Here is a 25,023-nt window from a genome sequence, read left to right as displayed (position 1 = left end):
CCTTATTCAATAAGTCTAAATGCTCTATAATAATTTTCATCTTTAATTTTATTAAATAGATGAAGTTCTAATCCACTATATTTCCCTGGAAAAAACATAACTACTGGCACTTTTACTACAGGTTGAAGATTATTGAGTATTGTATGAGCTCTAATTGCAGGCCATACCTTCCCTACTCCAGTAATAAAAACAATATCTTCTTCTTTTACATTTTTTTAAAATAATCAACAATTAAGTCATTCTTCTGGGTAAATCTTAAAGTGGATTTAATAGGTTTAACTAATTTATCAGTTCCCTTTTCCTTTTCCATTTTAAATAGTTTTTCCAAATAGCCTTTATCTTCAATTATTTTTATAATTATTTCGTATAAATCAAATTCTCTAATATAAATATCTGAACTTTTTTTATTAATCTTTTCTTTTAAATCCTCTATGTATTCTCTAACTAAAAGTTCATATTTAGGTTCATAGTCAAAAATATGGAAACCTACTTCATTTCCAAGACCTCTCTTTTCCTGAAATTCTTTTTCCTTTATTGTTGGAAGTATTTTGTCCAATCTTTCATAAATATTTCCCATTCTATATCTCTCCCAGCATGCTTTCTACATAAATTGTGTCCCCTTTATTTTTTAGATAATCTACTAGTTCAATATCCATTAAAGGTCTCGTTACATATATATCTTTTTTTCTTCTCTCAGCTAAGTTGGATTCTACTAATATGTATTTATATATCTGAATTAATTTTTTAATAGTTTGCTCTGTCCAAGAATTGATTTGCTCACTCTGCTCCTTTTTGATATGAAAAAAAAGGTTGAAATCCTTGTCTGTAATAATATTGTTCTTTAGATTAATCTTTTCTTTATAAACTTCCTGAATAAATTCAAAAAATAATCTATCTGTTTTTAAGATAGAATAGAAAACAATTTGCTTACTCGTATCTAAATCTCCATAGGCAATTTTTTGTATTAAATAATCATCTAATATTTCTAACCTTTTTATTATATTTGAAGTAATTTGTTTTTTTCGGCTCTCTGAATTCATCATAAAAATATTATCTTTAATAGCCTTTTCTCTTATTTCTTCTAAATCATATCCTCCTAAAACCAGCATTGAAGCCTTTTTCATTTCAGGATATAAGTAGGATATAGATTTTAAAGTCGAACTATACTTTTGCATATGCTTTTATAACACCTCTTTTTATGGCCAGTTTTGGTATGTATATTATATCCTACTTATTTAATTTTGAAAAGTTTTATTGCCATTTAATTATAGCAAAATAGCTATACCAAAATTAGTATAGCTATAGAAACATACGAATTTAATAACCCACGTTTTTTTCTCTTCTTCTTATTTATTTTTAACCCTTAAAATTACCCACACAATAAGAATAATAGGTGTTACAAGAAATAAACCAAAACTATATAATATGCATAATATTATGCCTATGAAAGTTATAGTTGAAAGCATCCATATTCATCTCCTAAAATAAACTGAATTTTCAGTTCTAAGTCAGAATAACTGCATAACATATTAAAACTGAAATCATACTATAAAGTGAGCCTATCAAATAATATTCTGCAAAAGATGGGTCGTTTGAAATTCTATTAAATCTTGCTACTGATTTAGCTGTAAAAACCAAACCTATTGCTCCAAACTGATTATAATATAAAAAAATACTTATTAATAATCGTTCTAGATTTCCGATTATTGCCCCAGCACCATCTATAGTATCTTTTCCATTATTGGATTCTATAGGAGCATAATTTTGAAACAATATTTTAAAACTTACATTTACTGGCTTTATAATTATAACCAATAATAATATCCACTTTAAAAAGGTATCTGAAATATTTAATGCAAAGTTTAAATTTTCCCCTGAAAATAATTCACCCAAAACATATATAATGATAATATGAAAAATTTGGTATGATATATAAAACATAATACTCTGATGGGTTTCTTTATTATTAATTTTCTTTTTTATCCCATTCATTAATAAATCTAAAATTATATGGATTATAAAATACAAGATAATAATTTTTGTATATTTTATATTTATTATAGATAGAATAATAGAACTAACTATTAGATATAATATATGCTTTTTGATTCAGTATCAATATATAGATAATATTCTAGATAAAGTAAAAGATGTACAAGATAACAGTCAAATTATTTATGTTAGCTCCCCCCCATTTTTTTGATTTTCTTAGCCAAGTTATTTCTACTTGACAGATATAGCTTTATCCCACTTGATTTTATCCTTCTTGACATAGCTGATTCTGATATTTTTAGTTGTTTTGCTAAAGTTTTTTGTTGGAATTTTTCATTATAGTTATTATTATCTAAAAGAGTATGTAAAATCTTTCTCTGGCTATCTGTCCAGCTTTCTTTCATCCAATCAGTATATGCTAATAGATTATTTATGATTTTATCATCATTACCTTTGCTTAAAAAGAATATCTTACTGGTTCCATAATAGTTATTGTTATAGACTGTTTCAATAGCCTCTCTTGCATTCCAATACGCTGGTCCATCTGCGCCTATACTTTTATCATAATTTATATTTGTTTTTATACTTCCTAATCCAATTCCATATCTAATCTCATTAGGACTCATTTTATAAGAAATAAAATCTAATATTTCAAAAATCTTTAAATTTGATTTCATTAACACTTGAAATTCATCACCTAATGTTATGGTCCAATTAGATATAATATGCTCTTTATATTTGCAATTCACTTCTTTTAGTATTATTTTTAGTTGTTCTTGAACTTCAAATCTATTTTCTATTTTTTTTGAATTTATTATATCTCCAATAATTGCTACTAGTTTTTCGTCTTCCATTAACCTAATCCTTTCTATATTATTTGTATATATTATATCAGATTTAACATATAGTTGCAGTTATATATGCAAGTAGCAAAAGTTGCACATATAACTGCAACTTTTATTTTCCTTATCAAACAGTCTAAGTCAATCTCTCCAAATTTCTTATGAAAAAAATCCCCTTTCCTATGTATTCTTTTGAACCTTATTTTATTATAATAAATCCGATATACTATTTTTGGTATATTGAAAAATCAACCTTAATGATATGATACCTCCAAAGTAGACAGTCTAATTAATTAAAATTAGATAATCTGCTTGGAGGTATTTTTTATAACTCCTTCTATTTTTAAAGTCAAACAAAACATATCCTACTTCCTAAACAACTCTTTCCAAGTGTTCCTTCCTACAATTCCATCTACTTTTAGGCCATTGTCTTTTTGGAAACTTTTTACTGCATTTTCTGTATCTTTACCAAAGATACCATCTACGCCAGCTTTGCCTATATTATAACCTTTTGCTCTTAATCTTTTCTGTATAATCTTTGTTAGGTTACCTCTTGCATTTCTTCTTACATTTACAAGTGCATCTATGGTCTTTTGTCCAAACCAACCGTCTACTTTAAGCCCTCTATTAAATTGCTTATTTAGCTCATGCTGCAATTCTTTTACTATTTCACCATTAATATAATTTCTCCAGACCTTGTTTGTATCCTTATTTATAGTTTTACCTGTAAAAAATTCAAGTCTTCTATTTCCCACCAATCTATTTAAATCCAAGTTTCCATCATATCCATCTAGTCGTCCTTTTGATGTATATTGATGGAGATCACAAGGAAAATCTGGTGTACTATCTACTTTGCCTATATTCCTACCATAGTGAGGTAGCCATACTGCTTCTACTTCCTCTAGATTTAGATTAAAGTCTTTATATCGATGATGTGCTACATATATTCCTATTTTTTCTGCTCCTAATCTTCTCAGTTCATTTACATATGCTGATACCCCAATTCTCATATTGTCCATGCTTCTCTCTTCTACATCTAAAAACCAGAATGTGGGATTGATATCTTTTGTTCTATTATAGAAATCTGTTGCTTCAACCCTCATGTCATCCATATCTATCCCTCTAACCCAGGCATAGGCGGCAGTAGGTATTCCTCTTTTTCTTAATTCTCTGTGATGTGTTTTATAATGTTTATCAATGGTTTTGCTTCCATACTGTGTCCTTATTATTGCAAAATCTAACTGCTCTGCTAAAGTAGCGTAATCAATTTTTTCTGGATTTTGATAATGTGAAATGTCAATTATATGACCCAATATCTATACCTCCTCTATTTTACTATCTACTTCTTATATAGAAAATATGGAAAGATCTTACTATTGTTTGAACAAGATATAATACACTTTTTTAAATGAGATATTAATACTATATTATTAATATATAGCATATGGTTATTTTATATATTCGCGTTCCTACATGGATTTCCTAAAAAATCAACTATAATCTCTCTAGCATTTTCTCATCTTTTTTATACTTCTAATTGATAATAAGGTAAAAAATATGGTGAACAATATTGTTGATACTATCATCTTTATATATTCTGATGCTTTAAGTATCTCTGATTTATTGGAAGACATTCCAACAATTAATAATGAGTTTGGGGAAAAATATGCTAGATTTTCTCCTAATCCTATTTCATTGAAAATATAAAATCCAATCCCAACAAAACATAGGAATAAAGCAATACCTACAGGAATGGAAAAATATTTTATCTTCATAGATATAAAGGATTGCATAGTACAAATAGCAATAGATATAATCCAGCTAATCCCTGCCCAAAGGAAAACTTCATAAGGGAATCCCGTTTGAAATTGGAATATAAACTTTCCAGTTATATAATAAAACACTACAAATATTGATTGGATAAATAGTGAAACTATAGATATAGATATGAACTTTGAAATAATAAGCTGTGAATAGGTATAGGGTAAAGCTAAAATTCTATTCCAATTATTATCCTTATGTTCCATTCTCCAACTATAAGAAGCTGTAATTGCAAGGATAATAGCATAAAAAAAGAAACCATAAAATAAGCTTACTTGGGTCCATAAAGAATACCACTGATTTTGCAATATTTCTCTATTCATATAATAATTTCCGCTGCCAAATAAAATAGAGATCATTGGTATAACGGCTACTGAAGTCCATACATTTGCTTTTTTTAATTTTATAAATTCAGTTTTAATTAAATTTTTCATCTGATACCTCCTAAAAATCTAGTCTCTTTAGTTTCCTACGACTCAAGAAAAACACAAAGTTACCAAGTAGTATGGAAACTAATAGAGGATATAATCGTAAAGGTACTAACTTTAGTGCCCATTGTTCTTTGCCAATCTGAATAAATTCTGTAGATATAAGATGGGCATAATAAGAATATGGAATAAATCTACTAATACTAAGGGGCAAAAATGTTCCTATAATTCCAGATAAGGAACCACAAACACCAAGGGCTAATCCAATAAGTTGATTTTCATAACGCATAGCTAAAAAATAATGGATAGCCATAATAGCAAAACTTATAGCTATAATTGAAAGTAAAGTCATAATAAGCCTACCTAAAGGAATAGGTATTGTAATCCCAATTTTTCTTCCTATGAATACAAGTAAGACCCCTTCTAGAATTTGAAATATAATATATTTAAAGAAAATAACTAAAAATTTTATATTAAATATTTCCTCCATACTCCAACCAGAAGTTTTTAATGTTTTCCACATATCTCCAATGTTTTCTATATCAACTACCCTACTTATGACAACTGCAAGTAAAGTTGGTGTAAAGATTACTTTTGCCATTAAATAACTATTTATTAACTGTAACCATGGATAACTTCCAGGCTGATTTATTGTGTTTTGAAAGTTTGAATTTAAAGCTGTCATAAGGACTACTCCCATATCTATAAATAAAAATAAAAGGAATATAATTGGTAAATATAAGCGTTGGTGTTTTTTATTCTCTACTAAAATTTTCTTCATTTTATTTGCCATAATATTCACCTCTTTTTATAAGTTTTTCTTGCCTGTTAATTGTATAAAAAGCTCTTCTAAAGATTTTGTCTTTTCTTCCATTCTATATAAATCTAAGCCACCATCAATAATTTTCTTTGCACAATAGGCAATTTCACCATCTGATAAATCTGTCAACAGTATTCCTTCTTCCTTAAATTCAGGATTTTTTTCTTGTAAAAGCCTGAAGGTCTTTTGTGGATTGGATGTTTTAAAACAAATACTTGGATGACTATTCCTTTTAAACTCAGCCAAGCTTCCTTCAAAAATCATATGGCCTTTATTGATGATGCCAATACTAGTTACCATCTTCTCCACTTCATCTAAAATATGACTGGATATCATAATGGTAATACCATATTCTTTAGGAAGGGTCTTTATCAGTTCTCTCATTTCTTCCATTCCTGCAGGATCAAGTCCATTAGTTGGTTCATCTAATATGAGAAGTTTTGGAAAACTAGAAATAGCCATGGCTACTCCCAGCCTCTGCTTCATTCCCAAAGAATAGTTTTTTACTTTTTTATTCATATGATTCTCAAGACCTACAATTTGAATAGCCTTCTCTATATTTTTCTTAGGTACATCCTTTAATGCTTGTATGATCTTCATATTATCCATTCCTGTTAGATGAGAATAGTATGAAGGACCTTCAATCAATGAACCTATTTGTTGTAAAAGGTCTACTCTCGTATTGTCATTCATTTCTCTGCCCATAATTTGGATCCTACCATTAGTAGGTGTAACAAGGGATAAGATCATCTTCATAGTTGTAGACTTCCCTGCACCATTTGGTCCAAGAAATCCATATATTTCTCCTTCTTTTACCTGTAAGGAATCAATATTTACAACTGTTTGTTTACCATATTTCTTTATAAGTTTTTCAATTTTTATCATAGTCAATTTTTTGCCTCCTTCTAACTGTTTGAATAAAGCATATCAATGAATCCTTACACCATCCTTATATCATCCTTACATTTACCTTAAATCCATAAATAATTTATTTTTATAAAATAATCTTATGGTATAATTCCATTAAAGAGGTGGTATTGTTGAATAATATGGATTATCTTAAAACTAAAAATATCCTTCTAGTAGATGATGAAGAAGCATTGTTGGATTTACTTGAGACTATTCTACAAGAAGAGGGTTATACCAATATAGCAAAAGCAAAAACAATGAGTGAAGCTTTAAATAGATTCTATGATTTTAAACCTGATGTAATTATTTTAGATATTATGCTACCTGATGGTGATGGTTTTCAATTCTTGAGTACAATTAGGAAACTATCTGATATTCCTGTTCTCTTTTTATCAGCAAAAGATGCTATGGATGATCAATACCATGGGTTTTCATTGGGAGCAGATGATTACCTTACAAAACCTTTCCTCCCTAAAGATTTGACTCTTCGTTTACAAGCTATTCTACGAAGGACTTACAAGGATGAGTCAGAGATAGTGGTATTAAAATATGCTCAAATTCGATTTGAAACAGCAGAGGTTATAAGGGATAATGAGGTTTTTAATCTTACTGCAAAAGAATTTTCTATTTTGCAAACCTTATATCAAAATGCAAACCGTATTGTTACTATTGATGGATTATGCCAAGCTGTTTGGGGTGATTCTTATTATGGATATGAAAACTCCTTAATGGCGCATATTAGGAGGATTCGAGAGAAAATAGAAAAAAACCCTTCTTCTCCTGAATCCTTAATTACCATTAAAGGTTTAGGATATAAGTTAATTTTGGAAGGGAGATAAAACTATGCAATCTACAATGAGATTTATTCGTAAAAATCTACTTGCTTTTTCTTTTTCTTTGCTTATTTTGTTAATTATAAATTTTATAATACTCATTTGCTGGGGATATAGAACTATGAAACTTGATAGCTCTATAATTGATCCAAATATTTTAAATGATCAATTGACTAGCCAAATCAATCAAAGTGGCCCATCTATAGTTATAGATGAAAAAAGCCTTATAACCTTAGAAGAAAATAACATATGGGCTATGGTCATTGATGATGAAACAGGCACAGTTGTATGGAGTAAAGACTTACCAAAAGAAATTCCTACAAAATATTCTAGAAAGGATATAGCTTTATTTTCACGATATTATCTAAAGGATTATCCTGTTTTCACTTATATAAATAATAATAAAGGCCTTTTGGTACTAGGTTATCCTAAAGACAGTTATGCCAAAATTCCATCTAATGCCTTTCCTCTATTGTTTTTACGAAATTTACCTCGAACTATTATATATTATTTATTCCTTAATTTAATAATTGTTTTCATCATCTATATGGTATCAAAAAGAAAATTATTAAAATCTATAAATCCTATTACTAATGCTATATGTAAGATTTCAAATGGAGAAAAAATTCAATTAGAAGAAAAAGGAGATTTATTGGATATTAAAATAGCTGTTAATGAAACATCAAAACAGTTACTAGAAAGAGATTCTATGAGAGCTAACTGGATTACTGGAATTAGCCACGATATAAGAACACCGTTGTCCCTCATTATAGGCTATGCTGATCATCTTTCGCAAAGCAAAAATCTTAATGAAATAGAAAAAAAGGAACTGGAGCTAATTCAAAGTAATAGCGCTCAAATTCAAAGCTTGGTTAGCAATTTAAACTTAACATCTAGATTAGAATATAATCTAGTACCTATGGAAAGAAAAAAGATTTCTATTGTGAAAATCCTGAGGGAAATTATTGTGGATTATATGAATCATGAAATATACAATGAACTATATGACTTCAATTTTATTTCTGACACCATTCCTTCCTCTACTATGGTACATGGGGATATAAAACTGTTGGAACGAGCTTTTCGAAATCTTATTTTAAATTCTATGAAACATAATCCAAAGGGCTGCCAAATTCAGATAGAAATTACTATGGACACTAGAAATATTAATATTGATATTTCTGACAATGGCATTGGTGCATCAGAAAGCCAATTAATCTTTCTGAATTCTCCTTTATCAGAACATATTAAAGAAAATAATAAGAAAGAAAAATCCCATGGATTAGGTTTACTGATTGTGAAACAAATTATTGAACTACACCAAGGCTCCCTTAAATTTAATAGCATTGAAAATCGTGGATTCAATACTAGAATAACTTTGCCCTTATATGAATATTGAAATATCCGAGTCTATATCCACTGCCATTTCATTTATTGAGTTGTATATGCACACCTTTAAATTTATTTACTGCATGTTCAATAGTGAAGAAGTTTGCTTATTTATACCTTTTATTTATCTCCAGCCAATAGTGTACTTGCTGAAGTATTATTGCTTCATTTAGGCCCAATGCAGTTGCTATATCTTTGTCTAATACTAACGGATGTATATCGAATAATTTAGGCATAAAAACCCCTCCTATTTTTCTATCTACTTCTTATACAGAAAAATAGGAGGGATCTTACTATGATACTTTAAAATACTTAGGAGTATTAGGATTGTTTGGATTGTTAAAATCTTTTGATATATATTCATAAATATATTCTTCTACTTTAATTCCCATATTTCTTAATCCTTCATTTCCAAACATTACATTGTACTCTAATATATAAAAGTTGTTATCTACTACTGCTATATCAAATCCAGCATGATTTATATCTAATGTGGTTGCCACTGTTTTTACCAGTTCTATAGCTTCTAAAGGAATATTATCATAATCATAACTAGCACCTTTTGCAATATTGTTATGAAATTCTCCTTCCTTAGCTATTCGCCAATATGCTCCTATGACCTTATTTCCTACATATACTATTCTTAAATCCCTATCTATAGGAAGTTTTTCTTGTATATATAGGATAGAATTTTTATCTATATATTCTTCTAATTCCTGTCTATTTTTTATGAGGAAGACCCCTCTTCCCATGGAATTTTTTATTTCCTTTGCTACTAGTGGATAGCCAAATTCTTCTTCAATTGTTTCAATATCTACATGGTCTCTACTTAGTATTTGAGTATAAGGTGTATTTTTGGGAAAAGTGGCCCATAGTGCCCTAGTAGTTTCAATCTTATTATGGCCTAATTGGTAAGTGCTAATGTTGGGAAATATCTTCTTTTTAAGTCCATAAACTAAGGAATTTACCTGCCAATATTCTGGAAACAATATATACTCTGCATTTTTTATCTTATCTATTTCTTTAAACATATTTTCTGGTTTAATATAGGTTACATTTGGTATCCCTATTGTTCTAAAGGGATTGAAAGTAATTAACATGATTTTCCACCACCTTATAAAGAATAACAAAATAATTTTACTACCAGAAAAACTGTTTTGCAATACTTTTTTACATAAAAAACACCCCTATTTTATCCTGAAATAAAATAGGGGTGCACTTTATTTTACATCGTACATTCCATGGCTATTCATATAATTAAATAGTTTTTCTCCATGACCTTGTTCATCTTTTTGTATATGCTGAATAGCTTGACGAACTTTAGGATTTGCTGCTTCAAATACTGTTGTATCATAGAAACCAGATACGTATTTTTCAGTAGCCAATAAATCTTCTAACAATAACTGGTCATTTGTGTTACCACTTGTTTCTTGAAATGTATTATCATTTTGCGGAGTTGCTGTCATTCCACTATGGGACATATTGGGTTCCATTCCTTGTAACATTTGGTCAATCATGTCATGGTGATGTTGTTCTTCTTGGGCTATTTCCATAAGTAGATTTTTAAGTTGCACATCTTGAACTTGATTTGCATATCCTTGATATTTTTTCACACATAGTTCTTCTTGCTTCTTTCCATCTTCTAAGAGCATTCTTTCCTTTTGTGATAGGTTTATCTGCAAAATACCACCTCCAATTAGTTTCCATATTTAGGGTTTGCAGATAAAATTTTTTTATTCATTACTTTGACTCCTTTTATATGAGCTTACCTATCTAATCATGACTTAGTAGGATCTTTGAATATTGGCAAATCAGGAGGATAGAAAGTGAAAAGTCCCAGTATGATTCCAAAGATAATAAGTATAGCAAGACCTAGTTTTTCACTTTTTTCTGAAATAGGCTTTTTAAATATTCTATAACTTACTAATTGGCAAAGTATAGCTCCAACTATGTATGAACCTATATCTATCCATAATATAGGTTCTTTTGTTATAGCTGTATAACTATAGAAAATAATAAGTATTGTCAATTCTAATGTAATAATCCCTAGTGCTTTTCCAAGAAAAAATCCACTTACATATCTTCGAAGAAACCAATACTCAATAAGCATAAATAATATAGTAGACCAGTAACCTAGTTTTAAATGTTCCCACACACTTTCATTTATTGGAGAAAATATTCCTACTATTGGAGAGTTGTTTGACCACTCATATACAAAATGTAAAAGAGAACCTACTATTATTATCCAAAAACCCCTGCTACTTCCCATTTAAATATTTTCTTATCTTTTATATACATATACTGTAGTCCACTCCTCTTCTAGATAATTAAATATGTACTGTATATATTTAATTATCTCCTATTTACAAACTATTATTTAGAAGTAAACTCATCAAGAATATCCTTTGCTTTTTTAATAGTGATTTTTCTACTAAAATATCAGTTCCATATATTGAAAAGCCACTATATATTTTCATATAGTCACCACTTTCACGATCTTTTATAATATATGGAATTTTATGTTGATCTAATAAGTCTTTTATTAACTTTAATATGGTCTTCTATATCTATTTTTTATGAATTTCTTATATAAAAATACTCCTCCTAAAAATCCAAAAATATGGGCCCACCATGCTACTCCACCTATGGCATTGCCGTGAATTCCTGACATTATTCCTGAACGAAGTTGAGCTACAAACCATATAAATAGAAAAATAGGGGCTGGTACACGTATGAAAAATGGAATGATTGGAATTAAGGTTACAATTCTAGAGTGAGGAAACATCATAAAATAGGCTCCCATTATTCCAGCAATAGCTCCAGAGGCTCCTACTGTTGGTATATTAGACATTGGACTGGATATAAAATGGGCAAATCCCGCTATTAAACCAGTTAGTATATAAAAAAGAATGAATCTAAAAGGTCCCATATTGTCTTCTACATTATCTCCAAATAACCACAATGACCACATATTACTAATGAGATGTAAAAAACTTCCGTGCATGAACATACTCGTAAATAGTGGTATATAGGATTTAGGGTTGAATATTCCTCTAACAAATCTTGATGGTATAAAGGCATATTCATATATCATATTTAAAGCTTCCTCATCTGGTAATGTTATTTGATGGAAAAATACTAAAACATTTATAATAATTATTAGCCATGTGGCTATTGAAATCCTTCGACTTGGTATAGTATCTCTAAGGGGTAACATATTATATCGCCTACTTTCATTTTATACTCTTATATTAATTATATATTAAATATATCTTTCCCAAAACATTTATTATATAGAATCTTTTCAATTAATTATACCCAACAATTATTATAGGCACCCAATATTGAGTGCCTATTTAACTTTTATCTATATATTTTTAGACTTATATTCTTCTACCATAGCATTAAATTCTTCTCCACTGATTGTTTCCACTTCAAGAAGTTTTCTTGCCACTGAGTCTAAAAGTTCAATATTATCTTTTAATATCTTTTTCGCTGTTTCATGGGCATTTTTTATTAATTTCAATACCTCATCATCTATTTCTTTGCCAGTTGTCTCACTATAGTTTTTATTTGTGCCACCATCTAAATATTGTCCACTGGCGGTTTCTAGTCCCATCATTCCAAATTTTTCACTCATACCATATCTTGTAACCATATTACGCGCTATTTCAGTAGCCTTCTCTATATCATTAGAAGCTCCCGTTGACACTAGATCAAACTTTACCTCTTCTGCCGATCTTCCTCCAAATAAAATACTTAATTCGTTTTGAAGATCTTCTTTTGATATAAGGTATTTTTCTCTTTCTGGCAGTTGTAATGTATATCCAAGAGATCCCATAGTTCTTGGAACAATGGTTATTTTCGCTACTGGATCTGTACCTTCAAGCATTGCCGCTACTACTGCATGGCCAGCTTCGTGGTATGCTACTGCCTCTTTTTCCTTTTGAGACATGATGCGATCCTTTTTCTCAGCTCCTGCAATTACAGTTTCAATAGACTCCATTAAATCCTCTTGCATAACTTCATTTCTTCCAAATCTAACTGCCCTAAGGGCTGCTTCATTGACTATATTAGCCAAATCTGAACCTGCAGCTCCAGGGGTAACTTTTGCAATATCCTCTAAATTTACATCTGGTCCTAATTTTATATCCTTAGAATGTACTTCAAGTATCTTTATCCTTCCATTAAGATCTGGTATATCAACGATGATTCTTCTATCAAATCTACCTGGTCTTAATAAGGCTGGATCTAATACTTCTGGTCTATTGGTAGCGGCTAAAATGACCACTCCATTAGAGGAATCAAAACCATCCATCTCTGTTAAAAGTTGATTTAAAGTCTGTTCCCTTTCATCATTTCCACCTATGCCTCCACTATCACGTTTTTTACCTATAGCATCTATTTCATCGATGAATACTATACATGGGGATTTTTCCTGAGCTTGTTTAAACAAATCCCTTACCCTTGAAGCTCCCATTCCTACAAACATCTGAACGAATTCTGAACCAGAAATAGAAAAGAAAGGTACTTTAGCTTCTCCTGCAATAGCTTTAGCTAGCAATGTTTTACCAGTTCCAGGTGGTCCCACAAGTAGTGCCCCTTTTGGAAGTTTTGCACCTATTTTTGTATACTTTTCTTGGTTTTTTATAAAATCTACAATTTCCTTTAATGATTCCTTAGCTTCATCTTGGCCTGCTACATCATCAAAAGTAATATTGGCTTCATTTTCTGCATAAATTGTCCCAACTTTTTCACCAAAATTCATAACATTGCCACCCATGCGTTTACTAATACTTCTAGATATAAAATTCCATATCATCATTATAATTATAATCGGTATGACCCAAGATGTTAGCAAATATTGGGCTATGGATACTTTCTGACTTCTAGCTGTATATTCTTCAACTCCCCACTCTTCTAATTTCCCTACAAGTTCTGGGTCTTTCATATTATTAGCTTTGTATAATTTGCCTGATTTTTTATTTTCTGATTTTACTTCAAATATAATCTCATCATTATCTACTTCTACTGAAACAATCTTTCCTTCTTCACCAAGCTTTACAAACTCACTATAACTAACATTTTGAATGAATTTCTGCTTAAGATATCCATTAAATATGAAATTTATCGTCAACATAATTAATAGATAGTATAAGAGCCCTTTCTTTTTATCAAATCTTTTCTTCCCCTTCATAAGTTTAACTTCCTCCATGTTCTTATTTTAAAGTTCAAATATTACAAATAAAATTCTTAGATAGATTAATTATACCATTTATATAAATACTTGCACCTTTTTAAGGTTTTATTTTGTATTTAAATGACTAAAAAGGGGCTTTTCAGCCCCTTTTAGTCTAATCTTATTAATAATTCTCCACTTTCTACATTCTGTCCTTCTTTTACTATAATTGATTTAACTGTGCCATCTACAGGGCTAGTTACATTTGTCTCCATTTTCATAGCTTCTATAATGGCTACAGTTTCTTTTGCCTTTACTTTAGCTCCAGGTTCTACTAATATTTTAGCTACAGTACCTGGGATACTTGCACCAATTTCTTTTTTATTTTCTGGATCTGCCATTTGGGTGTAAACCGCTTCATTTGTTACTACACTTGCTTCATCATAGATCTTTATGGCTCTTCTACTATCATTTACTTCAAAGTATAGGGTTCTATTGCCTTCTTCATCTAATCTTCCTATTTCAAGAAGTTTTATAACTAATATTTTTCCTTCTTCTATTTCTACTTCACAAGTTTCCCCTTCTTTTATACCATGGAAGAATATATCGCTACCCATCCTGCTAAAATCACCATGCTCTTCAATATATTTTAGATAGTCTTCGAATACCTTTGGATAGAGTGCGTAGGATAGAGTATCCTTGTCTGTAGGTTCTATTTTAAAGTTTTCCCTTAAATGCTCTTCAATTTTTTCAAAGTCTTCAGGTTCCAATAGTTCTCCTGGTCTGCAGGTAATAGGTTTTTCTCCTTTTAGAACTAATTTTTGAAGTTTTTCTGGAAATCCTCCCATAGGTTGCCCCATCATACCTTGGAAATACGAAACTACTGAATCTGGGAAAGCCATGTTCTTTCCTTTTTCATATATATTTTCAGGTGTCAAATCATTTTGAACCATAAATATAGCCATATCACCTACAACTTTGGAAGAAGGTGTTACCTTCACTATATCTCCAAGCATTTCATTTACTGTTTTATACATTTCCTTTACATCTTCAAATCTATGGCCTAGTCCAAAGCTTTCAACTTGAGGCTTAAGGTTTGAGTACTGTCCACCTGGTATTTCATATTTATATATTTCTGTAGTACCAGATTTCAGTTCTGATTCAAACTGGCTATATATTGGTCTTATAGTTGCCCAGTAGTCGGAAATCTTTTGTAAATCGTCTAATTCTAATCCTGTACTCCTATCTGTATGCTCTAGTGCTGCAACTACGGAGTTTAGTGCTGGTTGGCTAGTTAGTCCTGCCATGCTATTGAAGGCTGTATCTACTATATCTACTCCTGCCATTGTAGCCATAAGGACTGTAGCTATACCATTTCCACTAGTATCATGGGTATGAAGATGGATTGGAATACTTATTTCATTTTTCAATGCCTTTATTAACTTATAAGCTGCTTGTGGTTTTAGAAGGGATGACATATCTTTTATTCCTAATATATGGGCACCTGTTTTTTCGATTTCCTTAGCAGTCTTTACATAGTAGTCTAAAGTATATTTGTCCCTAGTTTCATCTAATATATCCCCTGTATAACAGATACAAGCCTCTGCTACTTTTCCAGCTTTCAATACTTCATCTATAGCTACTTCCATTCCTTTTATCCAGTTTAGTGAATCGAATACTCTGAAAACATCTATTCCACTTTCAGCAGATTCTTTTACAAATTTTCTAATAACATTGTCTGGATAGTTTTTGTAACCAACACCATTAGCCCCTCTAATTAACATTTGGAACAGTATATTCGGTATTTCTTTTCTCAATAATTCTAATCTTTCCCATGGAGATTCTTTTAAGAATCTATAGGATACATCAAAAGTAGCTCCTCCCCACATTTCCAATGAAAATAGATCTTTTCCTAATACAGATGTAGCCTCTGCTATTCTCATCATATCGATAGTTCTCATTCTAGTAGCCATTAGGGATTGATGGGCATCCCTCATAGTTGTATCTGTAAGGAGTAAATTATTCCTTCCTTTTATCCAATCTACAAGGCCTTCTGGACCCTTTTCATCTAATATTTGTTTAGTTCCATATAGTTTTTCCGGTCTATTTACATGGGGAACTTTAGGAATATCTAAATCTGGTTTTTGACCTTTGGTTTCATTTACAACTTTTTCCCCTAAATATGTGAGTACTTTAAGTTCTTTATCTTTCTTTGTCCTTATATCGAATAGTTCTGGATTGTCTGAAATAAATCCAGTATCACATTTACCATTTATAAAGTCTTCATGGTTCAATACATTTATTAAAAATGGTATATTTGTCTTTACTCCTCTTATCTTTTGTTCTCTTAGAGCCCTACTTACCTTTCTCGTAGCATCTTCAAAGGTTCTAGACCAAGCTGTTATTTTAACTAAAAGGCTGTCATAATATGGACTTATAGTAGCTCCTGTAAATCCATTGCCTCCATCCAACCTTATGCCAAATCCAGAGCCTGTTCTATATATATCTATAGTTCCTGTATCTGGTGCAAAATTATTTAGTGGGTCTTCTGTAGTTACCCTACATTGGATAGCATAACCTCTTACTTCTATATCATCTTGGCTTTTGATACCTATTTCTTCAGAATCAAGACTATAGCCTTCTGCTACTAATATTTGGCTTTGTACTATATCTATTCCTGTTACCATTTCAGTAACGGTATGTTCAACTTGGAGCCTTGGATTCACTTCAATGAAATAGTGGTTTCCATATTTGTCTAGCAAGAACTCAACAGTTCCTACTCCCCTATAATCAACAGACTTAGCTATTTTTATTGCGTCAGCACATATTCTTCCTCTTATTTCTTCTTTAACAGAAAAGGCTGGAGTATATTCGATTACCTTTTGATGCCTTCTTTGAATTGAACAATCTCTTTCATGGAGATGGACAATATTTCCATATTTATCCCCTAGTATTTGAACTTCTATATGTTTTGGTTTTTCTAAATATTTTTCTATAAAAATATCATCTATACCAAAAGCTTTTTTAGCTTCATTTTTGGCACTATAATATTCTTTTAATAAATCACTTTCATTTTCTACAACCCTCATACCTCTTCCACCGCCGCCAGCAGAAGCCTTTAAAATAACAGGGTAGCCACAATAGTTTGCAAATTCAATAGCTTCTTCTTCAGAAGTTACTGCTCTTTCTACTCCTGGAATAGTAGGTACTCCAACACTATTTGCTACTAGTTTAGATTGAATTTTATCTCCTAATTTTTCCATAGTTTTATGTCTAGGACCTATAAATTCAATGCCTACTTCTTCACATTTCCTTGAAAACTCTGGGTTTTCAGATAAGAATCCATAACCTGGGTGTATTGCATCTACCCCTTTATTCAATGCAAGTTTGATTATTTCATCAATATTTAAATAGGCATCTATAGGGCTTTTGTTTTTTCCTATTAAATAGGATTCATCAGCTTTTGTTCTAAATAGGGAGTTTTTGTCTTCATTAGAATATATGGCTACAGTTCTTATTCCTAGCTCACTACAAGCCCTAAATATTCTTATAGCAATTTCTCCTCTATTGGCAACTAAGACTTTTTTAAATTTTCTTTTCATACATATACCTCCATTTAAAAGGACTAAATATTAGTATCATTTTAGATTTTTAATGACTTCTTGTGCAAATTCTTCAGTTCCAAGATTTCCTCCTAAATCAATTGTTCCCTTGTCTTTAAGAGTTTCAGCCAATGCATTTTCTATTTTCTTGGCTACCCTTTCTTCTCCTATATATTTCAGCATCATTACTCCCGAAAGTATGGCTGAAGTAGGATTTGCAATATTTTTTCCAGCTATATCTGGAGCTGAACCATGGACCGATTCAAATACAGCTATATCTTCTCCTATATTGGCCCCTGGTGCTAAACCTAGTCCCCCTACCAATCCTGCTGATAGATCTGATAATATATCTCCATATAAATTTGGAGCTACAATGACATCATAGTTTTGAGGATTTTGGACTAATTTCATACTCATTGCATCTACTATTATATCTTCAAATTCTATATCTGTATATTCCTTTGCAATTTCTTTTCCACATCTTAAAAAAAGCCCATCAGAAAGCTTCATAATATTTGCCTTGTGTACTAAAGTTACTTTTTTCCTTCCTTCTCTTCTTGCCAATTCAAAGGCAAATCTACATATTCTTTCACTTGCATCTTTAGTTATAATCTTGATACTTTCTGCAGCATCTTCCCCTACCATATGCTCTATACCTGTATATAAATCTTCAGTATTTTCCCTTACAACTACAAAGTCAACATTTTTATGGATACTTTCTATACCTTCATAGGACTTTATAGGCCTTATATTGGCAAATAGATTTAGATTTTGTCTTAAAGTTACATTGACACTTTTAAATCCTTCTCCAATAGGGGTTGTTACTGGACCTTTTAGTGCTATTTTATTTTTCTTTATACTATTTATAACATAATTAGGCAGGGGAGTTCCAAGATTTTTATTGGAAATAGCACCAGCTTCTACTATTTCCCAACTAATATCTACTCCTGATGCATCTATTACCTTTCTTGCTGCTCCTATTACTTCTGGCCCTATACCGTCTCCTGGAATTAATGTTATATTATACGCCATTTGAATTCTCCTTTCAAGTAAAATTAGTATTATTTTATCTATTTTTAGCTTTTATTAGATTCAACAATCCTCCTGCCTCTAACATTTCCCTTTGTCTTTCTTCTACTTCTAGTAGAAGCTTGTATTCTTTACCTTTAGTCTTGTTCTTTATGGTTATTGTATCCCCATTTATTTGTTCTAAAATATTTTCTATAATCAACTCATCTAGTACATCTATGTCTTCATAGTCCTTTTCATTTTGGAAAACTAGTGGAAGTATTCCATTGTTAATTAAATTTTGTTTGTGTATTCTTGCAAAAGATTTTGCTATAACAGCTTTGATGCCTAGATACAATGGTGCCAATGCTGCATGTTCACGACTTGAACCCTGACCATAATTATGCCCTCCTAATATGATTCCTCCACCATATTCTTTGGCTCTTTTTGGGAACTCTGGATCACAAGGGGTTAAACAATGGTCTGCTAGATATGGAATATTGGATCTATAAGGCAATAGCTTTGCATTTGAAGGCATTATATGATCTGTTGTTATATTGTCTTCAACCTTTATAAGTACTTTACCTACTATTTCTTTTCCTAATGGATTGTTTTTAGGAAAGGGTTTAATATTTGGTCCTCTTAATATTTCAATATCATTATCCACTTCTGCTGGTTCTAATATTAAATTATCATTTATATTGAACTTTTCTGGCATATCTATATTCAAATCATCTATATAGCCTTCTGGATTTGTAATATATCCTGTTAATGCTGAAACTGCTGCTACTTCAGGACTTACTAGATATACATTGGCTGAAACAGTTCCAGATCTACCTTTAAAGTTCCTATTGAAAGTCCTCAGTGAAATACCATCAGTATTTGGTGCTTGCCCCATGCCTATACAAGGACCACATCCACATTCTAGTATTCTAGCTCCTGCCGCTATAAGTTTTCCTAAGGCTCCGTTGTTTGCAAGCATATTCAGTACTTGTTTTGAACCTGGGGAAATAACTAATGATACATTTTCTGCTATAGTTTTTCCATCCAATATTTCTGCTACCTTCATTAAATCCATATAGGAAGAGTTTGTACAACTTCCTATGGCTACTTGATTTACCTTTATATTCTCCATACTAGATAGAGGTACTACATTGTCTGGACTATGGGGACAAGCTATCAATGGTTCCAACTTATCAAGATCTATAATTATTTCTTCATTATAATATGCACCTTTATCTGCAACTATTTCTCTAAAATCTTCTTCTCTCCCTTGAGCCTTTAAAAATTCATAGGTGTTTTCATCAGAAGGGAATATAGATGTAGTAGCCCCAAGCTCTGCTCCCATATTGGTTATAGTTGCTCTTTCTGGCACTGTTAAATATTTGATTCCTTCTCCACAGTATTCAAATATCTTATTTATACCACCTTTAACTTTATACCTTCTCAAAACCTCCAATATTATATCTTTAGCTGATACACCAGCCTTCAATTTTCCCCTTAGCTCTACTTTCACTATCTCAGGCATAGTTATGAAATATTCTCCTCCAGCCATAGCTACTGCTACATCTAGTCCCCCTGCTCCTATAGCCAACATTCCTATGCCTCCACCAGTTGGAGTATGGCTATCTGAGCCTAGAAGGGTCTGACCAGGTACTCCAAACCTTTCTAAATGGACTTGATGACATATTCCATTGCCTGGCTTTGAAAAATATATGCCATGTTTTTTAGCTACTGTCTGTATATATAGGTGGTCATCTGCATTTTCTGGACCTGCTTGCAACATATTGTGATCAATATAGGCCACAGATTTTTTAGTCTTCACCCTATCTACTCCCATGGCTTCAAATTGTAAATAAGCCATGGTGCCAGTAGAATCTTGGGTTAGGGTTTGATCTATTTTTAAACCTATTTCTTTTCCAGTTTTCAATTCTCCAATTTTTAAATGGTCTTTTATTATCTTTTCCGCTACTGTAAGATTCATTTTTTCTCCTCCAATTCTTCTACTTATATTGCTTTTGTATCTTCATTTCCTAATATATTTGGAACATATTTAAGTGTTAGTTCTTTAAGTTCATCATTTCTAATATTTGAAGTTCTTCCATTTTCATATTCATTGTCTATCCATTTTTTAATTGGAAGTAGTCTTCTATCCTTTTTATCTATCTTTTGACTATCATCTAAATCAAAATATCCATTTATCCAAGCTGCTATACCAGCCATTCCAGAATAGGAATTTACTGCTACTACTGCAGGTCTTCCTAGTATTTTCCTTGTATCAAAACTATTGTATATCTCTTCATTTTTCAAAAGTCCATCTGCATGAATACCTGCTCTAGTAACATTGAATTCACTACCAACGAAAGGTGTACGAGGTGGTACTTCATATTTTAGTTCCCTTTCAAAGTAATCTGCTATTTCGGATATTATTTTAAGATCCATATTTTTAGTATTTCCCTTTATCTGTCCGTATTCAACTACCATAGCTTCTAATGGACAGTTTCCTACCCTTTCTCCAATTCCAAATAAAGTAGTATTTACAGAAGAACCGCCATAGAGCCAAGTTGCAGTTGAGTTTGTAACTACTGAATGATAGTCGTTGTGTCCATGCCATTCAATAGATTCCGATGGTACATTAGAATAATATCTTAATCCATGGATAATGGCTGGTACACTTCTAGGAAGCTCTACCCCAGCATGAGGTACTCCTACTCCTAAAGTATCACAAGCCCTTATCTTCACTGGAATACCAGATTCTTTTGAAAGTTTCATAAGATTTGTAGCCAGTGGTACAACGAATCCAAAAAAGTCTGCTCTTGTTATATCTTCAAAATGGCATCTAGGAATTATACCATTTTCTAATGCAGATTCTGCTATGGAAAGGTAGTTTTTCATAGCTTCCTTCCTATTCTTATTTAATTTGTGGAATATATGATAATCAGAACAAGACATAAGTATCCCTGTTTCCTTTATCCCCATTTCTTTAACTAGTTTAAAATCTTCTTCATTAGCCCTAATCCATGACGTTATCTCTGGAAATTCATATCCTCTTTCAATACATTTCTCCACTGCTTTTCTATCCTTATCAGAATAAAGGAAAAACTCTGTTTGCCTTATAATCCCTGAACCATTGTCAAGGTTATGTAAATAGTCATATATTTTGACCATTTGCTCTACTGTCATAGAAGATATGGATTGTTGTCCGTCCCTAAATGTAGTATCTGTAATCCATATATCTTCTGGAATTTCCATAGGCAATTGAATATTGTTAAAAACAACCTTTGGTATCTCTGAATAAGGAAACATTTCCTTAAAAAGATTTGGCCTTAAAGTATCTACTCCAGTATAATTCATAACTTTTCCTCCTTTATAATTACCATATTGCAAGTATTGTTATGTATTCTTGCAATTTAAAAATCATATTTGTTTGTTTTTGCAGGATTTCATTTCTTTTTCATTTATACTTAAAATTAAGTTTTTCGAAGTTTTATTTGTATATATACAAGGGTATGACTTGTTATATCTATGTTTTTTTGTTTTTATCTTTTACAACATTTTAAGTTATTGTAACATACGCTATTATATTTTACAAGTAAAAAATGCAAGTTTTATATAAAAACTTGCATTTGGGAGAATTTTAAAATTTATATATGCTTCATAAAAAAGCTCTAAGCTTTCACTGGTGAAAGTTTAGAGCTTTTTATTTATTATAGATATTAATCTTGTATTTTAATCCCATGTAATTTCAAAAGTAAATGGCTCCATATTTATATTATAATTATCAGAGTATACCTCTGATACAATTTTTGCTTGTTTTCCTTCTAAATCTATTTTTGGAAATCTAATTATGCCTTCAGTAGATACTCCAGGCGATATTTCACTTTGAGGTTCAGGATAACCTGTCTCATAGTTTTCCTCTGCTTCATATTGTTTATCACCTTGTATTATAAGAGTATTGAAGCTATAAAAATCAATTTTATTATCTGTTCCATTATTTAATTTGACATATACCCTTGTTTCATCTTCTGCAATTTCTACTTTATCTATTTTCAATTTACAACCATGTTGATCTTTTTCTTCATTTACTTCTACAGTCTTGATTGCTGGAGCAAATGCTGTAGCATAATCTGTTTTTTCTATAGAATCTGCAATTATTGTTGGTGCAGTTATTGAACCTCCAAAAGCATTTTCTCCATCAAAACTTCCTTTCACTTTTCCTATTACATGAATTATATCCCCTTCTTTTAAATCAATTTTAGAATCTTTTATGGCAATTATAGTATTTTTATCAGAATTTACTGGATCACCAAAAGCTTGAATATATGTAGCATCTCCATCCCTTTCTACTGGTACAAATATTTTAGCATACAATTCCACTTCTTTTCCTTTGAATTTATCTGGATCAGCATATAGTTGCTCAAGGTCTTCTTTTGAAATCTTTTCTACTTTTTCATTACTATCTTTGCTAGAATCTGCTTCTTGAGCTTCATTAGATCCACAACCTACTAATGAAAATACTAGAGTAATTGATAATAATATCAATAAAAGCTTTTTCACAAAAACCCCTCCTCATATTACAATGATTTATTATTTTTATCTATCTATAATTATAGCAAAATACGTATACCATTTTTGGTATAGAAACAAAAAACCTGTTGGTCATTTTATTTGACCAACAGGTTTTTTTATTCATATATTATTCTTCATCTTCCCATTTTAAAGATCTGCCAACAGCTTTTTTCCAACCTTTGTATATTTTTTCTCTATGATCTTCATCCATTTCAGGATTAAATACTCTATCTACATTCCATTTTTCAGATATTTCATCCATGTCTTTCCAGAATCCAACAGCTAATCCTGCTAAATATGCTGCACCTAGTGCTGTTGTTTCTATAACTTCTGGTCTATGAACTGGTACTCCTAATAAATCAGATTGGAATTGCATTAGGAAGTTATTAGCTACTGCTCCTCCATCTACTTTTAATTCTTTTAGATCTATTCCTGAATCTTCTTGCATTGCTTCCAATACGTCCCTAGTTTGATATGCAATAGATTCAAGAGCTGCTCTTGTAAGGTGATCCCTATTTGCTCCTCTTGTAAGTCCTACAATAGTACCTCTTGCATACATATCCCAATGAGGTGCTCCCAATCCTACAAATGCTGGTACTATATATACTCCATTTGTATCATCTACTTTTGAAGCAAAATATTCACTATCTGCTGCATCTGCTATAAGTCTTAATTCATCTCTTAACCATTGGATAATAGCTCCACCTATAAATATACTTCCTTCAAGGGCATAGTTTACTTTTCCGTCTATTCCCCAGGCAATAGTTGTAAGAAGTCCGTTTTCAGATGCCACTGCTTTTTCCCCAGTATTCATAAGCATGAAACAACCAGTTCCATATGTGTTCTTTGCCATTCCTTCACCATAGCAAGCCTGACCGAATAGGGCTGCTTGTTGGTCTCCTGCAATTCCTGCTATTGGTATTTCAGCTCCACCAAATGTATTTGGATCTGTAACTCCATATATTTCACTAGAAGGTCTTGGTTCTGGTAGCATAGATCTTGGAATATCTAATTCTTCTAACATTCTATCGTCCCAGTCTAGTTCATGAATATTAAATATCATAGTTCTTGATGCATTTGAATAGTCAGTTACATGAACTTTTCCTCTTGTTAAATTCCAAAGTACCCAAGTATCAATAGTTCCAAATAGAAGGTCTCCGTTTTCTGCTTTTTCCCTTGCACCTTCTACATTGTCTAATATCCATTTTATCTTTGTTCCTGAAAAATATGCGTCTACTACAAGGCCTGTAGTTTGTTTTATATAATCTTCAAGGCCTCTTCTCTTTAAATCATCAGTTATAGGAGCAGTTCTTCTACATTGCCATACGATAGCATTATATACTGGTTTACCAGTGTTTTTGTCCCAAACTACTGTTGTTTCCCTTTGGTTTGTAATTCCCATGGCAGCTACTTCTTGAGGTCTAACTCCAGCACTTTCTAGTACTTGTCTTGCAACTCCCATTTGAGTACCCCATATCTGCATTGGGTCATGTTCTACCCATCCAGCTTTGGGATAGATTTGATCAAATTCTTGTTGAGCTACTTTAACTATTTCTCCTGCATGGTTAAATAGAATAGCCCTTGAACTTGTTGTTCCTTGATCTAAGGCCATTATATATTTTTTATCCACT

Annotated in this window: 23 protein-coding genes; 2 read left to right on the top strand and 21 right to left on the bottom strand. The window is 31.3% G+C overall.

Annotated features, from left to right (window positions below):
• Nucleotides 1-2 precede the first annotated feature (2 nt).
• From FYJ27_RS13090 to FYJ27_RS05690, 9 genes are all read right to left on the bottom strand, one after another.
• On the bottom strand, nucleotides 3-194 hold the full coding sequence (locus tag FYJ27_RS13090) for a DUF1788 domain-containing protein (RefSeq protein ID WP_412030654.1): 192 nt from the start codon (nucleotides 192-194) through the stop codon (nucleotides 3-5).
• Between the two features lie 11 nt (nucleotides 195-205).
• Nucleotides 206-577, bottom strand: a complete 372-nt coding sequence (locus FYJ27_RS12905; RefSeq protein WP_268234898.1) for a BREX protein BrxB domain-containing protein — start codon at nucleotides 575-577, stop codon at nucleotides 206-208.
• A gap of 1 nt (nucleotide 578) precedes the next feature.
• On the bottom strand, nucleotides 579-1,175 hold the full coding sequence (locus tag FYJ27_RS05720; RefSeq protein ID WP_154483894.1) for a DUF1819 family protein: 597 nt from the start codon (nucleotides 1,173-1,175) through the stop codon (nucleotides 579-581).
• Between the two features lie 328 nt (nucleotides 1,176-1,503).
• Nucleotides 1,504-1,815, bottom strand: coding sequence for a hypothetical protein (locus tag FYJ27_RS05715; protein ID WP_154483893.1), 312 nt, complete (start codon nucleotides 1,813-1,815; stop codon nucleotides 1,504-1,506).
• 365 nt (nucleotides 1,816-2,180) lie between these two features.
• Nucleotides 2,181-2,846: a SatD family protein gene (locus tag FYJ27_RS05710; protein ID WP_154483892.1), complete on the bottom strand. Its 666-nt coding sequence runs from the start codon at nucleotides 2,844-2,846 to the stop codon at nucleotides 2,181-2,183.
• Between the two features lie 353 nt (nucleotides 2,847-3,199).
• Nucleotides 3,200-4,147, bottom strand: coding sequence for a peptidoglycan-binding protein (locus FYJ27_RS05705; RefSeq protein WP_154483891.1), 948 nt, complete (start codon nucleotides 4,145-4,147; stop codon nucleotides 3,200-3,202).
• Nucleotides 4,148-4,339: 192 nt separating this feature from the next.
• Complete coding sequence (locus FYJ27_RS05700) at nucleotides 4,340-5,089, bottom strand: ABC transporter permease (RefSeq protein ID WP_154483890.1); 750 nt, start codon at nucleotides 5,087-5,089, stop codon at nucleotides 4,340-4,342.
• Between the two features lie 10 nt (nucleotides 5,090-5,099).
• Nucleotides 5,100-5,876: an ABC transporter permease gene (locus FYJ27_RS05695; protein WP_154483889.1), complete on the bottom strand. Its 777-nt coding sequence runs from the start codon at nucleotides 5,874-5,876 to the stop codon at nucleotides 5,100-5,102.
• Nucleotides 5,877-5,891: 15 nt separating this feature from the next.
• Nucleotides 5,892-6,788, bottom strand: a complete 897-nt coding sequence (locus FYJ27_RS05690; RefSeq protein WP_154483963.1) for an ABC transporter ATP-binding protein — start codon at nucleotides 6,786-6,788, stop codon at nucleotides 5,892-5,894.
• 164 nt (nucleotides 6,789-6,952) lie between these two features.
• Between FYJ27_RS05690 and FYJ27_RS05685 the strand changes: the two genes are divergently transcribed.
• The gene (locus FYJ27_RS05685; RefSeq protein ID WP_229775492.1) at nucleotides 6,953-7,651 is read left to right on the top strand and encodes a response regulator transcription factor; all 699 of its coding nucleotides are present in this window, start codon (nucleotides 6,953-6,955) and stop codon (nucleotides 7,649-7,651) included.
• 115 nt (nucleotides 7,652-7,766) lie between these two features.
• A complete protein-coding gene (locus tag FYJ27_RS05680; protein ID WP_195839087.1) occupies nucleotides 7,767-9,044 on the top strand; it encodes a sensor histidine kinase in 1,278 nt (425 codons plus the stop codon).
• A 97-nt stretch (nucleotides 9,045-9,141) separates the two neighbouring features.
• Here the strand turns inward: FYJ27_RS05680 and FYJ27_RS12900 are convergent, their stop codons facing one another.
• The 12 genes from FYJ27_RS12900 to glpK form a co-directional block, all read right to left on the bottom strand.
• The gene (locus tag FYJ27_RS12900) at nucleotides 9,142-9,270 is read right to left on the bottom strand and encodes a hypothetical protein (RefSeq protein WP_268234897.1); all 129 of its coding nucleotides are present in this window, start codon (nucleotides 9,268-9,270) and stop codon (nucleotides 9,142-9,144) included.
• A gap of 57 nt (nucleotides 9,271-9,327) precedes the next feature.
• Nucleotides 9,328-10,134: an ATP-grasp domain-containing protein gene (locus FYJ27_RS05675; RefSeq protein ID WP_154483886.1), complete on the bottom strand. Its 807-nt coding sequence runs from the start codon at nucleotides 10,132-10,134 to the stop codon at nucleotides 9,328-9,330.
• A gap of 120 nt (nucleotides 10,135-10,254) precedes the next feature.
• Nucleotides 10,255-10,716: a spore coat protein gene (locus tag FYJ27_RS05670; RefSeq protein WP_195839086.1), complete on the bottom strand. Its 462-nt coding sequence runs from the start codon at nucleotides 10,714-10,716 to the stop codon at nucleotides 10,255-10,257.
• A 95-nt stretch (nucleotides 10,717-10,811) separates the two neighbouring features.
• A complete protein-coding gene (locus tag FYJ27_RS05665) occupies nucleotides 10,812-11,303 on the bottom strand; it encodes a DUF6512 family protein (protein WP_229775488.1) in 492 nt (163 codons plus the stop codon).
• 279 nt (nucleotides 11,304-11,582) lie between these two features.
• Nucleotides 11,583-12,251 carry a rhomboid family intramembrane serine protease gene (locus tag FYJ27_RS05655; RefSeq protein WP_154483885.1) on the bottom strand — a complete coding sequence of 223 codons (669 nt, stop codon included), beginning with the start codon at nucleotides 12,249-12,251 and terminating at the stop codon, nucleotides 11,583-11,585.
• A 150-nt stretch (nucleotides 12,252-12,401) separates the two neighbouring features.
• Nucleotides 12,402-14,231 carry an ATP-dependent zinc metalloprotease FtsH gene (ftsH, locus tag FYJ27_RS05650; protein ID WP_154483884.1) on the bottom strand — a complete coding sequence of 610 codons (1,830 nt, stop codon included), beginning with the start codon at nucleotides 14,229-14,231 and terminating at the stop codon, nucleotides 12,402-12,404.
• A 152-nt stretch (nucleotides 14,232-14,383) separates the two neighbouring features.
• Nucleotides 14,384-17,815, bottom strand: a complete 3,432-nt coding sequence (locus tag FYJ27_RS05645; RefSeq protein ID WP_154483883.1) for a pyruvate carboxylase — start codon at nucleotides 17,813-17,815, stop codon at nucleotides 14,384-14,386.
• A 36-nt stretch (nucleotides 17,816-17,851) separates the two neighbouring features.
• Nucleotides 17,852-18,847: an isocitrate/isopropylmalate dehydrogenase family protein gene (locus FYJ27_RS05640; RefSeq protein WP_154483882.1), complete on the bottom strand. Its 996-nt coding sequence runs from the start codon at nucleotides 18,845-18,847 to the stop codon at nucleotides 17,852-17,854.
• 34 nt (nucleotides 18,848-18,881) lie between these two features.
• The gene (locus FYJ27_RS05635; RefSeq protein WP_154483881.1) at nucleotides 18,882-20,807 is read right to left on the bottom strand and encodes an aconitate hydratase; all 1,926 of its coding nucleotides are present in this window, start codon (nucleotides 20,805-20,807) and stop codon (nucleotides 18,882-18,884) included.
• A 23-nt stretch (nucleotides 20,808-20,830) separates the two neighbouring features.
• Nucleotides 20,831-22,177: a beta/alpha barrel domain-containing protein gene (locus FYJ27_RS05630; RefSeq protein WP_154483880.1), complete on the bottom strand. Its 1,347-nt coding sequence runs from the start codon at nucleotides 22,175-22,177 to the stop codon at nucleotides 20,831-20,833.
• Nucleotides 22,178-22,552: 375 nt separating this feature from the next.
• A complete protein-coding gene (locus FYJ27_RS05625; protein WP_154483879.1) occupies nucleotides 22,553-23,380 on the bottom strand; it encodes a DUF4352 domain-containing protein in 828 nt (275 codons plus the stop codon).
• A 139-nt stretch (nucleotides 23,381-23,519) separates the two neighbouring features.
• A complete protein-coding gene (gene glpK, locus FYJ27_RS05620) occupies nucleotides 23,520-25,022 on the bottom strand; it encodes a glycerol kinase GlpK (RefSeq protein ID WP_326831044.1) in 1,503 nt (500 codons plus the stop codon).
• Between the last annotated feature and the right edge of the window lies 1 nt (nucleotide 25,023).

The organism is Anaerosalibacter bizertensis, assembly GCF_009696605.1.
GTDB classification, from domain to species: domain Bacteria; phylum Bacillota; class Clostridia; order Tissierellales; family Sporanaerobacteraceae; genus Anaerosalibacter; species Anaerosalibacter bizertensis.
This window is presented reverse-complemented; position numbering and strand designations above follow the sequence as displayed.